This is a genomic window from Dysgonomonas sp. UBA7710, from assembly GCF_002482385.1.
Taxonomy (GTDB): Bacteria; Bacteroidota; Bacteroidia; order Bacteroidales; family Dysgonomonadaceae; genus Dysgonomonas.
Map to the genome: position 1 here is coordinate 35,634 of NZ_DLFW01000018.1, position 15,665 is coordinate 51,298.

Below are 15,665 nucleotides of genomic sequence, written 5' to 3' on the forward strand. Positions count from 1 at the left end.
TTATAATATGAATAGAAGACAACAATATAAAATGGGAGTTGACGTAGGTTCGACAACTGTGAAGATTGTCGTTTTGGATAATAATCAGCAAATTATACATAAGTCCTATTGTCGCCACCAGGCTAATATACAACAAACTCTTGTCGCTGAACTGCAAAAGGTAGTTGAACTATATCCCGGTACCACATTCAATATCAATATTTCGGGCTCGGCCGGTATGGGTATCGGAGAGCGTGTAGGGATACCGTTTGTACAGGAAGTAGTTGCGGCTGTTGAGGTAGTAAAGAATGTTTATTCTGCCGCTCATACGCTTATCGATCTGGGTGGAGAAGACGCCAAGATGGTGTTCTTTAATGAAGGCCGTCATCCCGATATTCGTATGAATGGAAGTTGTGCCGGAGGTACAGGCGCTTTTATCGACCAGATGGCCAGTTTGATGAATATATCGGTCAATGAACTGGGTGAACGGGCTTTGACTTATGATAAGATATATCCTATTGCATCCCGTTGCGGCGTATTTGCCAAAACAGATGTGCAGAACCTGATAAGCCGTAATATTCCTGTTTCGGATATTTCTGCTTCTATCTTACATGCTGTAGCCTTGCAGTCGGTCACAACGCTTGCCCGTGGATGTGATGTGGTACCCAAAGTGATTTGTATCGGCGGGCCGTTGACATTTATACCTGCACTTCGTAATTCTTTCCGCGATGTCTTAAAGATCGAAACTTCAGATATTATTGTACCGGATAATGGGGAGTATTTCCCTGCCTGGGGTGCAGCCTTATATGAAGAAGACAGTGTGAAGAGTTTTGACTTGAACAGTTTGATAGAAAAGCTGAACGAGTCCACATCGTCCAACCACAGTGAGGCATTACCGGCTCTGTTCAAAGACGAACTGGAGTATATAGAATGGGACGCTAACCGCAATGTAAAGGCTTTGCAGTTTAAAGCATTGGGAGAAGAAAAGTATGTAGAATGCTTCTTAGGTATCGATTCAGGTTCCACAACCTCGAAAGTGGTAATAATGGATACTGATGCGAATATTATCTATAAATTTTACGGAAATAACGAAGGTAACCCTCTCAAGAAAGTGATGGAAGGGCTGGAGTTGTTCTATAAAGAAGCTGAAGAAAAAGGTGTTACGGTTAAATTCCTTTCTTCCGCGGCTACCGGATATGGTGAGGACCTGATGAAGTCTGCACTCGGACTTGATTATGGTATAGTAGAAACTATTGCCCATCTTTCGGGGGCGCAATATGTAGACCCGAATGTATCCTTCGTACTCGACATCGGCGGGCAGGATATTAAGTCGATATTTATCAGTAACGGGCTGATATCAAATATAGAACTGAACGAAGCATGTTCGGCCGGTTGCGGTTCATTCCTACAGAATTTTGCAACCACAATGAATATGGAGTTGGCAGACTTTACCCGTGCTGCCTGTCTTGCCAGATATCCGAGCGATTTGGGATCACGCTGCACAGTCTTTATGAACTCGAAGGTGAAGCAGTCGCTTCGCGAGAATGCGGGGAATGACGATATTGCTGCGGGACTGGCTTATTCCGTAGTTAAAAATTGCCTGTTTAAAGTATTGAAAATATCCAATCTGAATCAGCTGGGCGACCATATTGTAGTGCAGGGTGGAACATTCCGCAACGATGCTGTTTATCGAGCCTTGGAATTGTTGTCGGGTAAAACAGTAAGTTCTACCGACCATCCCGAACTGATGGGGGCTTTGGGTGCTGCTCTATATTCGCAACGTTTATGGCAGAAAGGGCAGCAAGAAACTACTTTTGCAGGGGAGGAGGCTCTGTTCGATGTAAGTATGATAGACTCGAAAGAACTTACCTGTAAGGGTTGTACAAATCTTTGTTCGGTACTTCGGTTCAAATTTAACAATGGAAATATCAGCTATGCAGGTAATAAATGCGAAAAGGTATTTTACAACAAAAGCAATGACCGAAAAGCTGGTTATAATGCTTTTGACAAGAAAAACGAGATACTTTTTGCACGTCCGGTTAATGCAGACAATATAGAAAAAGGAAAAACTATCGGTATCCCTCGTGTACTGAACATGTTCGATAATTATCCGTTTTGGCATACATTGTTATCAGAGTGCGGATTTAATGTCCGTTTATCACCCGAATCTACATTCCCTCTTTATCAGAAAGGGGTAGGAGGGGTGATGTCCGACAATATATGTTTTCCTGCCAAACTGGTTCACGGGCATATCCTTGCTTTGATAGAGCAAAAAGTAGACAGGATATTTTATCCGATAGTACCAAAGGAGGAAAAGGAATTCGGACAGGCATCCAACTCATTCAACTGTCCTGTTGTCAGCGGCTATCCGGATGTAATTCAAAGTTCGATCGATCCTTCGGGCCGTCATGGTATCCCATTCGACGAGCCTGTGATTACTTTCAGTAATGATAAAGCTCTGGCGAAGGGCTGTTTCAATTATTTATCAGGACTGGGCGCAACCAAATCTGATTTTGAGAAAGCCTTCCAAAAAGCCTTGGAGGTAAAGAACGGATTGAAAAAGGAACTGTATGATTATCAGAAAGAATTGTTAGATAAGGCAATAGAAACAGGAGAGCTGATTTTTGTTGTTGCAGGCCGCCCCTATCATACAGATCCCCTGATACATCAGAAAGTTGGACAAATACTCTCCGACCTCGGAGTTATCGTATTGACGGATGATGTCTTTCGTAAGCCCGAAAGTCATGGCTTTGGAAAATTAAATATCATATCCCAATGGTCATATCCTAACCGCGTGGTACAGGCTGCTATGGAGGTAGCGAAACTGCCTCAGAATGTACAATTGATACAGCTCAATTCGTTCGGTTGTGGCCCCGATTCATTCTTTATGGATGAGACACGGGATATACTGAAGGCCGTTGGTAAAAATATAACAGTGCTTCGTATCGACGAAATTGCCAGTCCGGGCTCTATCCGTTTGCGTCTTCGTTCCCTGGTGGAATCGCTGAAAGCCGTGAAATCATTCGATGTAACTACTGCTCACGAATACAAGGGCTATTCTGTTCCATACAAAAAGGCTAAGGATGGTAATAAAACAATCCTTATTCCATGGCTTTGCGATTTTATATCTCCGTTTGCTCCTGCATTGGGTGAAATATTGGGTTTAAAGGTGGAAAATCTGCCCAAATCAAATAAATTATCTGCCGACTTGGGTTTGATGTATGGTAATAATGAAGTTTGCTATCCTTCTACCCTTGTTCTGGGGGATATCATCAGCACCCTGCAATCCGGAAATTACGATGTAAAGGATATTGTTCTGGCAATAACCCAAACCGGAGGACAGTGCCGGGCAACTAATTATATAGCGCAAATCAAGACCGGACTGCAAAATGCCGGGTTTAACGATATCCCCGTCATAGCATTAAGTTCGGGAGATACCTATCAAAACGGAGAAAGTGAATTTACTCTGGAATGGAAAAAGATTGCGAAGCTGGCTATTCCACTGGTACTCTATGGCGATGGCTTACAGCAAATGCACGGAGCTATATCGGTCAGGGAAAAGAAAGAAGGTGCTTCGCAGGAAGTATTTGACTTCTATATCGAACGAGGAATAGATGCCGTTAGGTCAAAAGATGTGAAAACATTGTTTCGTTTATTGAAAGAAGCTGTCGAGGATTTCAATAATGTGCCGATTTATGATAAGGAATATTCTAAAGTAGGCCTTATCGGGGAAATCTTTGTGAAGTATAATAATTATGCGCAGGCAAATATCTCGGAGTGGCTTCGCTCTAAGAATGTAGAAGTTTCCACGCCTCCGCTTCTCGACTTCCTGATGCAGTTCTTTGTGAACAGCAAGGTGAATGTAGAGAATGGATTGACCGAGGAAACGATCTTCTCAAAAACATTGAAACCATTGATTTGGTGGTATATTAATGGTAAGGTAAAGAAATCGGAAAAGATTCTGAGCAAATTCAAATTCTATGAAGCCTCAGAATCCATATATGCCAAAGCAGAAGCTGCATCAGAAGTCCTCAACCTTTCCAATCAGTTTGGGGAAGGCTGGTTGATACCCGGGGAGATTGCCCACTATGCCCGTAAAGGAGTGAATAAGGTGGTATGTTTGCAGCCGTTTGGTTGTATTGCAAACCATATTGTGGCAAAAGGAGTGGAGAAGCGTATTAAGGAAATTTATCCGAATATGAATATCCTCTATCTGGACATTGATGGCGGTATAGCTGAAGTGAATTTACAGAACCGCCTGCATTTTATGATTTAGAGGGAATAATAATGTGCCATAGTCTAATGTGCCGATATGCTAATATGCCAATGTGCCAATGATGCAAGCGACAATAAGACATTGGGATATTAGATCATTAATTCTTTATTTTGGCCTTTCGGCCATTGCGGTCAGCGCCCCTTTTTGTTTCAGGTTTTCCATCAGGAAGTTATCTTCTTCTTGCAAGTCAACGATAGAGTATTTATCAACCCCGCATATTTGCATCTCATCGAGAACATCAACAAGATTTTTATAGTTGGAGTCTTTAGTCGCTTTAATAACGACATTCAATCCTTCATCAGACTTTTTTGCTTCAGAGATCAGGCTTTTCAACTGATTTTCATTTATTTCTTTTCTATAATATTTCTTTTTCAAATCCTGTATCTTGGAAGCAACAAAGCTGTTCCGTTCCAGAAGCATCTGCCGCAGACCCATATAATCGGTTTCTTTCAGCGATGTATAATCATCATAATTGGCAACGTCCGCATAATAATATATCTTATCTTGTTCTCCCAGGATAACAGTGACAGATTTTGATCCGGGAATCTTTATTCCCCCTTCAGGTGCAGGTAGTGCAATATCCATTACTTGTGGTATGCTGAGGGTGGTGCAAAACATGAAAAATGTAATAAGTAGCATATTCATATCCACCATCGGGGTAAAATCCACTCTTAAAATTCTCCGTTGAGGTTTTCCTTTCTTATCCTTTCCTCCGCTGTTTGTATCTATACTGGCCATAATATTTGATCTTTAAAGGATTAAACTTCTATTTTTACTTAATAGAGCAATATTGTGTTGAAATTCCATAAAAGGATCGTACTTTTTTCCGATAAATTTTATCTTTGTGTTTTGTAAGCGGTCAATAACAACTTTTTAGACGGAAAATAAAGTCGTCTGTAACGTATTAAGGAAATCTTTATCTATATAGGACGTACTAATTGTATTCTTCAATATAAGGTCGAATAATTTAATAACCAGGGGAAATGTGACAGTGGTAAGAATAGAGGAAAAAGTGTAACTTTTGTAACTTTTTTTAACTATTGAGTAGTGATCTCCTGTCAATCTTTTTAACTATAATATATAAAAACATACTTAATCTGATGAAACAAAGAATATTACTTCTTATCACTATATTTGTCTATTTTATATTTATATTTTGTATAGAGAAACTGTCTTTCATGTTGATGCATTCTTCTGCCGAAGGAGGAATTACGTTTTCTGAAATATTTCAAGTACTGTATCATGGCTTACCACTCGATATGTCTATGAGCGGATATCTTACCGCTATTCCGGCACTTATACTTATTTCTTCCATCTGGATCGAACCTAACATCATAGCTAAGGTATTGAATGTGTATTTTGGAATAATTCTTTCACTGGTAGTAATTATAGCGGTAGTTGACCTTATTGTATATCCGTATTGGGGTTTCCATTTCGATTCCACAGTATTCCTTTATTTACAAAAACCTAAGGAAACTTTTGCAAGTGCTTCTGCCTTGGAGATTATCCTGGGATTTTTCGCTGCAATAGTGTTCTGTATACTTGTATATATTGGTTATGTGTTCATAATTCGTAAGCAGATATTGAAATTAACCGTACCGAAGTCTATATGGAAAGCTTGTCTGGTTATGATCTTTTTGACAGGTGCTCTGTTCTTACCGATACGCGGCGGAGTTACTGTTTCCACAATGAACGTGGGCAAGGCCTATTTCAGTGATAATATGTTCCTGAACCATGCGGCTATCAATCCGCAATTCAATTTGATGTATTCTTTCTTCAAATCGGATAACTTCGGCTCGCAATACCAGTTCTATGATAAGTCCCAAGCTACGGCTATTTTTGATGCACTAATGATACAACCGCCTGCAGACAGTATTCCGCAATTACTGAATACTGACCGGCCCAATATAATATTGTTTATTCTCGAGAGTTTCTCTGCTGAAGCGGCTCTGGATTCCGTTATTGCACCTAATATGAGCCGTTTTGCAAGAGAGGGCGTCTTGTTTGATAATTTTTATGCAAATAGTTTCAGGACAGACAGGGGGTTGGTTTCCGTTCTCAGTGGTTATCCCGCCCATCCAACGGTTGCTATTATGAAGTATCCGCAAAAAACAGAGAATCTGCCTACTATTCCAAGAACATTGAAACAGGCAGGATATGAGAACCTTTCATTTTATTACGGGGGTGATGCAGACTTTGCAAATATGCGGTCGTATTTTGTTGGAGCATGTGCGATGAAAGAAGTTGTTTCGGATAAAGATTTTCCGCTAAGTGAGCGAATGACTAAGTGGGGAGCACCGGATAAGTTTCTTATAGATAGGACATATAAAGATATAACGACACAGGAGCAGGAAACACCGTTTATGAAAACAGTGTTGACACTTAGCAGCCATGAGCCGTTCGATGTTCCTGTGCATAAATTTAATGAGCCATTCCTGAACGCAGTGTCTTATACCGATGAATGTCTGGGTAGCTTTGTAGAGCGGCTGAAATCAACAGCCTTATGGGATAATACACTCCTTATATTTATTGCAGACCATGCCATGCAGTCTTATCCCGTAGGTCTGAACAATAGTGATCCCAGGAGATTTCATATTCCTATGATTTGGTTGGGTGGAGCAGTAAAGGAACCAAAGGTTGTGTCTGATTTCGGATCGCAGAACGATCTTGCAGCCACTTTACTGTCTCAATTAAACTTAAAATACACTGACTTTAGATTTAGTACGGATATGCTGAATCCGGATAGTCGCAAATTTGCTTTTTACTCCTATGTTAATGGCTTTTGTATGACAGATTCTACAGGAACAATTACTTATGATAATGACAGGCAGGAGATTATTCACCAATCGGGAAATATAGGACTGGAAAAGAGCGCAAAGGCATTCTTCCAGAATATGTATATGGATTTAGGAGAGAGATGAAGTTTCAGCCTCGTTTGTGAATTGTTTTACAGGTATAATATTAAAAACTGAGAATATTTTTATATTTTTGTGTCGCCAATGAATGGCCCTGTAGTTTAATGGATAAAATAAAGGATTCCGGTTCCTTAGCTGTGGGTTCGATTCCCGCCAGGGTCACAGAAAAGAGTGTTATAAAACGTTGTAATCAAATAGATTGCAGCGTTTTTTATTTTCAGTTGGTGAAACATAGGTGAAACAATTAGCTAAAAACCTTATAATTAGATGTTTATATATTGCAAATGTAAGATATTTTTAGTAACTTCATAGTATGTTTAAATAAAAAAGACTATGGAGTTAGTAAATTACAAAGATGTATCACAATTAAAGAATAGTATTTTTAATTGTATAGATGTAACCGAAAACACACGGAAAGAGTACCTGACCCGAATTAAGCACTTTATCCATTTTGTAAAACTACATGGAATTAATTCCAATACTTATTTAGAGTATAAACGCTATTTAAGTTCTATCGACACACTAAGTGTTTCCACAAAAAATAAGTATTTAATTTCTGCTAAGATTTTTATTGATGGGTTGAATAACTTACAGCAATTTCCTTTCCAGATTAATACAAAAGTAAGAGGATTTAAACAAAGCAAGCTGCATAAGAAAGACGGTCTTTGCGATGAGGATATTTCTAAGATTGTAGATTATTGTTTTTCACTTGAACCAACAATTCAGAATCTACGGTTAAAGTCTATTTTATCATTGCTTATTTTTCAAGGTTTACGCCAAGTGGAAATTACCCGCTTAAATGTAACCGATATTAATATGAAAGATAAAATCGCTTTTATTATCGGAAAAGGACAGGACGATAAAGAGCTTATACATTTGCATCCCTCAACCATTAAAGTTTTAAAAGAATATCTACACACAAATAGAATCCGAGAGGGCGCATTATTCCGAAGCGGAAGTAATTTCTCTTCGGGTAGTCGGCTAACGACTAAATCCATACGAGAGATAATAAAGAAAGTCCTAAACGAATTAAATATTGACGGAAGTACCCACGGCTTCCGTCATTTTTTTATAACCAAATTAATAAAATCATATAAGGGTGAATTACTGACTGTTTCTAAATACAGCCGTCATAGAAGTATTCAAATGTTAGAGGTCTACAATGACGAGATAATAAGAGAGCAGGATTTGCCGCGTTTTTATGACGTATTTAGCGATATTACACTATGAGTGACACAAAGATATACGAAAGGAATATTTATTGTTTAGAGGGCAACTGGAATAAGAATCCACGAAGCCATCAGAGTGTAAAACCGATGCTTGAATTACTTCGCACTTTTGCTAGTATCAAATATGTATATTATAAATGCGATACTAAAGAAGAGTTCTACAAACGGCTACAGCAATTCACAAAAGGAACGTATAAAAACTATCCGATATTATATTTTGCATTTCATGGCCGACCTAATCGCATAATTGTAGAAAATCAATACATAACACTAAAAGAGATTGCAACAGCTTTAGAGGGCAAATTAGCCAATAAAATAGTGCATTTCGGGAGTTGTCATACTATGCGCACTTCTGAAAAGAGTATCCAACACTTTTTGGCAACTACAAATTGCCAGTTTATTTCGGGTTATCGCAAAGATGTAGATTATATTGATGCTTGTGCGTTTGAGTTGTTGTATTTTGATTTGCTGCAAAATTTTACATCCGTAGGAAAACTATATAGAGAGTTGTATTGTGCGGATAACAACCTTAATCACAAACTAAAGTTTGAACTTTGTTATGCGCTTTAGCCTCACTTATGGGTATGCCTAAGAGAATATCAATTTTTAAATAATTTCTTCTTCTGATATTATAATTTCATTATATAATGCATCTATACGTTATAACCGAATATTTTAAAATGTATTCACATGAGTTATCTAAGATAACTTTTGCATACCCATAAGTTTGGCTAAAGCTACTATTTTTATGTTATACCCTGGTTATAAGTGTTTTGTTTATTTTCTATGTAAATTTTCCTACTTATTGGATTTAGGAATACCTTTATTAGAATAAAAGCAATTTTTCTATTTCAGAACTACTTAATTTTGCACCCATCATTTCAGACATAGTTTTTTCAAATATCTCTTTTAGTTCTTTTTCGTACTTACTGTTTTTTAAAGGTTCGATCTTTTTCAAGAAAATATCATTTGCCCGCATTTCCTTTCTGAATTCCTTTTCTCCTTGATATTTTTTGAGATAATCCAGATAGTATTGATAATCTTCTGACATTGCGAATATATATCTTTTAGCTTCTTCGGGAGAAAATTTTGTATAATCTGTTTCAATGTCATGAAATGAAATTTTGTAGAAGGTATTTCGTAATACTCTTATAAACCTTGAATAAAAGCGAGGATTTAACAAATGTTCTGCTGTAAGAGGATATTTCGTTGCCCTGTAAGGTTTAAAATTCTTAAAGCCTAGCATAGAGGATTGCTTTGAAGATAATCCTATTTCATAACGGAGAATGTTATCACGAACTTTATCTCGTTCCACTTTACTCTTTCTATGCTTAGAGTGAAAAGTTTTATCATAGAATTTGATCTCGTATTCAGAAAGGCTACAGGAAATTCCTTTTATCTTACTTGTTTTATATAAAGGCTTCATCGGTATGAAGCGATATGTATCTTCGTAATATCGTATAGTGTTTATATAATTCATAGGGTCTTCCGGCATTCGCATATTAACCCCTATTTCGATATTGGTAACGATAAAATTAGCTAAAGGAATCTTTAGAGTCTTATATATCTCAATTATTGCTTTCTGTGCTTCTTTGGGTGTAAATGGGTTGTAATTGTATCCACCTTGCTTAAATTTATGTAATGAGTTCTTAAGCCATAAGTCTCCACTTGACGCAAGAGTAAGGCTGAGATTCCTCAAATGTGTACCTTTATTGATCTCTCCTGTTTCTGGGCTTACTGACATTGGTTTGTCTAAAGGCAATCGTTTTTTTAATTCTTCTAAATCATAGTCTTTGATTTGGAATGTGATACGGTCTATCATATGATTATGGAATGAATCTCATAAAAGGGTAAAAAAATATTAAAGAGAACCCTTCTTGTTAATACTTTTCCATTCCTCGACAATTACCGGAATTCGATCAATAACTTCTCTCCCAAAGAGAACTTCTGAAACAAGCCCCATATGCATAGAATCAATAAGTCTACAGAGATATGATTTACCACAATCCCACCACGTATAATAATCATCAATTATAAGGTAGTGTTTAATTTGACGGCCTAAATTAGTATATGCTTCCCACAACTCCCATCCATCAAGTTGCGTCTCATATACACCATCAGCAACTCTACTACCAAAAGTTGTTGTGTAATAATACTCCTTGATCTCCCAAATAGCAATAGGGTCTTTTGTCGATGGGAAAGCTCCATCAACCCTCCTTGATAATGTTCTCACTGGATAGCCGTCAATAGTTAATGATGTCAATTCTCGAGGGTCATAATCACATCGCTGATCTCCTATATTAGATTCAATAAGCATATTGACCAATCCTGTTAAAAAAGAAAAATCTTTTTTATCCCCTTTCTGCTTATTGTAGGGGAGAGGACATCGAGAGTTTAACTCTCCTTTGATTTTTTCGAAAAGTGCCTTAGCTTGATCCTTATTCATTAGATTTGGTCGTACATATTGTTCTAAGACATACCCTCTATACTGCATGTATTGAATGAGGAGTTCTCCCAATTCTGTTAGTTGCATGTGATCTTTTACTAGTCGCTCATAGGAAAGATTCTCTTCCCTAAAAGTGAAGATAATATCTCTAACAGAAGGTATGACAAATCCAGATTTAGGATTGTTTTTTGTTTTTCTTATTGTGTACCCTAATTTTTGATTCAAAAGCTTCACATTTGCCCAGAATTCAAGGTCTAAGTTTTTAAATTTTGGATTTGGTATCATCTAAAGTATTTTGATATTCAATTATAAAATCGACTAACGTCATACCCATACATTCCACAAGCATTTTTAATTCTACAATATCAATTCTTCTTTCTCCTGTCTCTATTTTACTTATAAAAGATTGAGGAACATCTAGTTTTTCAGATAATTCAGCCTGCGATAAATTACTTCCAATCCTTAAGCGATAAAGGGTTGTAAGAAGTATTTTATATTCTTTTGAGTGATGACTCTTTTTCATACATCTAAGATATATCCTAAAATAGAATATCCCAAAATAGGATATAAGAACAAAATGATTAACTTTGTTGAAAATTAGAAAAAAGTGAATTGTCGTAAACTCTCCAGATATACTCCTCCAAGATCACAACTCTTAAAATGGGTTGGTAACAAGCAGAAATTTGCATGTGAAATAACAAATTTATTTCCTAAGTATTTTAATACATTTTATGAACCATTTTTAGGAAGTGGAGCTATTTTAGCGACTGTGTCTCCTACAAAAGGTGTCGGATCTGATGTATTTACTCCATTAATGGAGATATGGCAAACTTTAAAAGATAATCCAAATGAATTAATAGAATGGTATGCAGAGAGGAGAAGCCGATTAGATGAAGAAGACCGTGTAGAGGTTTATAATGATATCCGTACTCAGTTTAATACAAATCATAATGGTGCTGATTTTTTATATTTGACACGTGCCTGTTATGGCGGTATAATACGATTCAGAAAATCCGATGGTTTTATGAGTACTCCATGTGGAGCTCATACCCCAATCCCTGTAAATACATTCAAAATACGTGTCCAAGAATGGGAAGAGAGATTGAAGAATGTAGATTTTCTAAATGCAGACTATAAGAATATATTTGAAATGGCAAGACCAGGAGATTTAATTTATTGTGATCCCCCATATAGCCATAGTCAGAATATACTATATGGAGCCCAATCTTTCAAGTTAGAGGAACTATTACAATGTATTGAAAATGCAAAAAGAAGAGGAATATATACTGCTCTTAGTATTGATGGGAATAAAAAGTCTGGAGACTATATCTGTGATCTGCCAATTCCAGATGGTTTGTTTGAGCAGGAACATTTTATATCTATAGGACAGTCTATGCTAAAGCGCTTTCAGATGGAGGGTCAATCTTTAGAATCTGAGAAAGTTTCAGATAGATTGCTTTTAACATATATCTAATAAATGTTTTCAACGTTTGATAAATGTAATTACAGAACGTAGAAATTTTAAATAAAAAAGGCTCTTATTCGAGCCTTGATAATATTGGAGTAAGAATATAATTTTTAAAATCTTCTGTATAATCATTGATTTTTTCTTCGGAAAAAGAGTTGTCGGGAATAAACTCAATACCTATATAATATTCATCTTTTGATATTTTCCATTTATTGGGAATACTTTGCTCCAATTCATTTATAAATTCAGTAGATAATATATTTTCAGATTCTTCTCCAATACCGAAATATATTACATTTTCTTCTTCATTACATAAATAACCACATTCTATAAAGAATGAGATAGCACTTTTCTTTTTATTTTCAGATAAAGTAAATGAATAAGGAATATGTAATATTGGCTTTAGTTCATATGTGGGTTTTCGTCTATTACCATCACTGAAAATATTAATTGAATTATTGTCTATTAGAGATGTATATAAATGAGAGTTTGAAAAATGGGTTTCTATAAATGAGTTAAGTTTTTCTCCTTCTTGCTCTATTAAAGCCGTTATTTTATTTGCAGTTATTGCTATTGATTCTAATAGCATCGACATATTTTCTAAACACTTGGTGTTTAATTCTGTGATTCTTTTCATTGTTATTTATTTTAGATGTTTTATTGTTTCACGATAAAATTGGTATGACTTGTATAAAGAATTGCCAATATCTTCTTGTGATATGTTATGCGGATATAATAAGCTAAATAGAGAAGATAAATAATCCTGTACTATCCGTGTGTCGGAATTTGTTTTTATTAAAGACAGAAACACATTATTATATGTAGTGTATTTCCAAGGTTCAATAGCATTTTTTTTATTATTCCTATGGCTAAGTAAAATATAAAATTTATCTGTGTACTCTTTTAATTTTCTTTCTCCGTACTGATAATAATATTGTAGCTGAGTTTTATTCTCCGATGATATACTTACGCTAGCTTCAATTTTATTTTCAATTATAACAAACCACTTTTTAGCATTATCCGTAATAAGCAAATCAATCCGTTTTTTATTATTCTTGATTGTATGTTCTTCCTCGATAGAATAATTACCCTGTATAATATATTCTTGAAGTTTTATTTTATCACTTGTCGAAATATCATCTATTGTAGTAATGAAATTTGCCAATAGTTGCTTACCATGTTGAGGATTCCATAATTCTTTTAAGATGAGAGAATGGAATGTCTCATATTTCAATTTATTGATAGCTTCTAAAATAGATGGAGTTTGCAGAAATGAATATTTATTTGTAAAAGGTATTATACATTCCTTATAGGTATATTCTGATTCCCTTTCATACAAAAAATTAATTTCATCAATAATGCGATCTAGCTTATTGGAATATTCTTGTTGCGAATTTTTGTTGGTTAGATTTTCTTTAAAATAAATATTTTTTAGGTTACCAATTAAATATACGAAATCTTCATTTTTTTCCATTGCCTCTTATTTTACTATATGATAAATTACAATTCCAGAATAAAATATTTGTGCTCCGAAACCTTTATATTTATAATCAACCCTATATGTATTATTAAATTGATTTTTATATAATTTGAAATATTGCTTATTGTTTCCTACAAGATGTAGCATACCTAAGTCATATCCTAATGGTTTTGGGGTAGGAAAACGCACATGAATGAGTTTTCCTGTTTTCTCATTGTAGTTACACCTGATAGCAATAGGAATTTCTTCGTATTTACTATTTACTTCATAGACTATAAATCCATCTTCTTCTCCTACTGGCTGACCGACTAATTTTTCAAATTCTTCTTTGTTTACTTTCCCTAAGTAATTAATCATATTTTTAGGCGTAAGGTCAAAAATCTTATTTTCTATACATTCAACTTCATCTACAAATAATTCTTGTGCTTGTAATGTTGTATAGATTAATAGAGCTGCAAATATTGTCAAAATTTTTCTCATATGATGTTATAACTTATTTAATAATATTCTCCAAAGAAGCCATTGACCTACCGCCATCCCCTATAAAACTTAGATAATATTCAGATTTATCTGGAATCTCGAAAATGGCATAAGCTCGCTTTGAGAAGCCTTCGGGTACGACCAAAAGCTCAAAATGCTCATATTCGTCTTTCATCTTTGCAGAGAATGAATCTAAATATTTTTGAACTAATCCATCAGAATTAACAACGTGCATACCTATTACATTTGAGACAGCTCTATACCTTGAAGATTCATTTTTTACAATAAATGACATTACCAAAAAATAGCCATCGGCATATATCTTATCATCAAAAATTGCTGGCAATTCAGTCGCTATATTCGCAGACTCTATTTTTATATCAAATCCAGCAATTTTTAAATTATCTCCGATTTCTAAGATATGGCTACTCTTAAAGGATTTTTCTTTTTCCTCTTTTGGATTGTCAGACACAGTTTGTTCTTTCTCATTTGGCGATTTAATATTATTTCCACATGAAAAGAATATCAAAGGAAATAAAAAAAGTAAAATTAGTTTTCTCATAATACATTGTTTTAATTTATAGTTATTACATAAAAAGTGCGTGAAACTTTATCATGCTCACTATTGAGGTATCGCCAAACACCCGACAAACAAACAAGTAAAGTCCACGCACCATGCGTGAACATTAAAACTTGTTATCCCTGTTTGTCTTAAAAATTGGCGATTTTCAATAGCAAGAATAAAAAGCTAATGCTTTATATCAAATATGTATGTTTTAAATCTTTTTTATAGTTATTACTTTTTAATTGGTTTATATGCAAATGTAGTAAAAAGTTTATATCTGTATATTTAATATGTCCGTATTCTGAAAAATCTTATTCTAATCTAAGCATACTACCCGAAGCTATCTAATATATAAATCCCATTTAAGGGGTACCCCCTATTTGTGTAGAAGTATTGTAAATTCTATCTGTCTCGTTCTAATTCTTCTTTCTATTCTACTCTTATACCCACCTTACCTAAACGCCACTATGGGATAGGTTTGGATAATCTGTGTTATATGATTGTATTAGTCTGTATAGTTATATGTATTGTTAGATATAATAATAGGAAAAATATTTATCCGCGAATCTGTTTAATTTTTATGACTATCCACACATCTTTTTATGTGCAACTTCACTATTTAGACATAAGTACCCCTTTTTTGGTGTTTTTCTCTCACTTAGGCTACCTTAGTGGAATGGTTTAGTTCTCATGTAACTGTTTTGTAGAAAGACTTAGAAGCTAGTTTTATTTCTAATTTCAAAAAACGCTGTTTTTCGCTAAAAAATAGGATAGAAAAAAATACAAAAATCCACTTGGGCTAGGTTTGAAGTAATTTTTGTGGGTAA

General features: G+C 35.3%; 13 protein-coding genes and 1 tRNA gene. 6 read left to right on the forward strand and 8 right to left on the reverse strand.

Annotated elements, in window-relative coordinates; translation table 11 throughout:
- Positions 1 to 7: 7 nt before the first annotated feature.
- Positions 8 to 4,255, forward strand: a complete 4,248-nt coding sequence (locus B3317_RS05595; protein ID WP_291109457.1) for an acyl-CoA dehydratase activase — start codon at positions 8 to 10, stop codon at positions 4,253 to 4,255.
- Positions 4,256 to 4,360: 105 nt separating this feature from the next.
- Here B3317_RS05595 and B3317_RS05600 read toward each other — a convergent pair whose 3' ends face one another.
- On the reverse strand, positions 4,361 to 4,993 hold the full coding sequence (locus tag B3317_RS05600; RefSeq protein ID WP_291109459.1) for an ExbD/TolR family protein: 633 nt from the start codon (positions 4,991 to 4,993) through the stop codon (positions 4,361 to 4,363).
- A 362-nt stretch (positions 4,994 to 5,355) separates the two neighbouring features.
- Here B3317_RS05600 and B3317_RS05605 point away from each other — a divergent pair, with 362 nt between their 5' ends.
- The 4 genes from B3317_RS05605 (at position 5,356) to B3317_RS05620 (ending at position 8,969) form a co-directional block, all read left to right on the forward strand.
- Positions 5,356 to 7,176 (forward strand): LTA synthase family protein, encoded by a 1,821-nt coding sequence (locus B3317_RS05605; RefSeq protein ID WP_291109461.1) that lies wholly within the window; start codon positions 5,356 to 5,358, stop codon positions 7,174 to 7,176.
- A gap of 84 nt (positions 7,177 to 7,260) precedes the next feature.
- A tRNA-Arg gene (locus B3317_RS05610) sits at positions 7,261 to 7,332 on the forward strand.
- 171 nt (positions 7,333 to 7,503) lie between these two features.
- Positions 7,504 to 8,400 (forward strand): tyrosine-type recombinase/integrase, encoded by an 897-nt coding sequence (locus B3317_RS05615; RefSeq protein WP_291109463.1) that lies wholly within the window; start codon positions 7,504 to 7,506, stop codon positions 8,398 to 8,400.
- On the forward strand, positions 8,397 to 8,969 hold the full coding sequence (locus B3317_RS05620) for a DUF6642 family protein (RefSeq protein ID WP_324354276.1): 573 nt from the start codon (positions 8,397 to 8,399) through the stop codon (positions 8,967 to 8,969). The genes B3317_RS05615 and B3317_RS05620 overlap by 4 nt, the downstream gene beginning before the upstream one ends.
- A 256-nt stretch (positions 8,970 to 9,225) precedes the next feature.
- On the opposite strand, the gene B3317_RS05625 is transcribed toward B3317_RS05620, so the two are convergent.
- From B3317_RS05625 to B3317_RS05635, 3 genes are read right to left on the reverse strand one after another with little or no spacing between them, the layout of a single operon-like run.
- Entirely contained in the window at positions 9,226 to 10,221 is a 996-nt protein-coding gene (locus tag B3317_RS05625) for a hypothetical protein (protein ID WP_291109467.1), read from the reverse strand.
- Between the two features lie 39 nt (positions 10,222 to 10,260).
- Complete coding sequence (locus B3317_RS05630) at positions 10,261 to 11,130, reverse strand: DUF7687 domain-containing protein (protein ID WP_291109469.1); 870 nt, start codon at positions 11,128 to 11,130, stop codon at positions 10,261 to 10,263.
- Complete coding sequence (locus B3317_RS05635; protein ID WP_291109471.1) at positions 11,108 to 11,368, reverse strand: helix-turn-helix domain-containing protein; 261 nt, start codon at positions 11,366 to 11,368, stop codon at positions 11,108 to 11,110. The genes B3317_RS05630 and B3317_RS05635 overlap by 23 nt, the downstream gene beginning before the upstream one ends.
- A gap of 84 nt (positions 11,369 to 11,452) precedes the next feature.
- On the opposite strand from B3317_RS05635, the gene B3317_RS05640 reads away from it, so the two are divergent.
- The gene (locus B3317_RS05640; protein WP_291109473.1) at positions 11,453 to 12,319 is read left to right on the forward strand and encodes a DNA adenine methylase; all 867 of its coding nucleotides are present in this window, start codon (positions 11,453 to 11,455) and stop codon (positions 12,317 to 12,319) included.
- Between the two features lie 64 nt (positions 12,320 to 12,383).
- Here the strand turns inward: B3317_RS05640 and B3317_RS05645 are convergent, their stop codons facing one another.
- From B3317_RS05645 to B3317_RS05660, 4 genes are read right to left on the reverse strand one after another with little or no spacing between them, the layout of a single operon-like run.
- Positions 12,384 to 12,950, reverse strand: coding sequence for a hypothetical protein (locus B3317_RS05645; RefSeq protein WP_291109475.1), 567 nt, complete (start codon positions 12,948 to 12,950; stop codon positions 12,384 to 12,386).
- 6 nt (positions 12,951 to 12,956) lie between these two features.
- Positions 12,957 to 13,787, reverse strand: a complete 831-nt coding sequence (locus tag B3317_RS05650; RefSeq protein WP_291109476.1) for a PD-(D/E)XK nuclease family protein — start codon at positions 13,785 to 13,787, stop codon at positions 12,957 to 12,959.
- 6 nt (positions 13,788 to 13,793) lie between these two features.
- On the reverse strand, positions 13,794 to 14,273 hold the full coding sequence (locus B3317_RS05655; RefSeq protein ID WP_291109478.1) for a hypothetical protein: 480 nt from the start codon (positions 14,271 to 14,273) through the stop codon (positions 13,794 to 13,796).
- Positions 14,274 to 14,286: 13 nt separating this feature from the next.
- A complete protein-coding gene (locus B3317_RS05660; protein WP_291109480.1) occupies positions 14,287 to 14,835 on the reverse strand; it encodes a hypothetical protein in 549 nt (182 codons plus the stop codon).
- Positions 14,836 to 15,665: the final 830 nt, after the last annotated feature.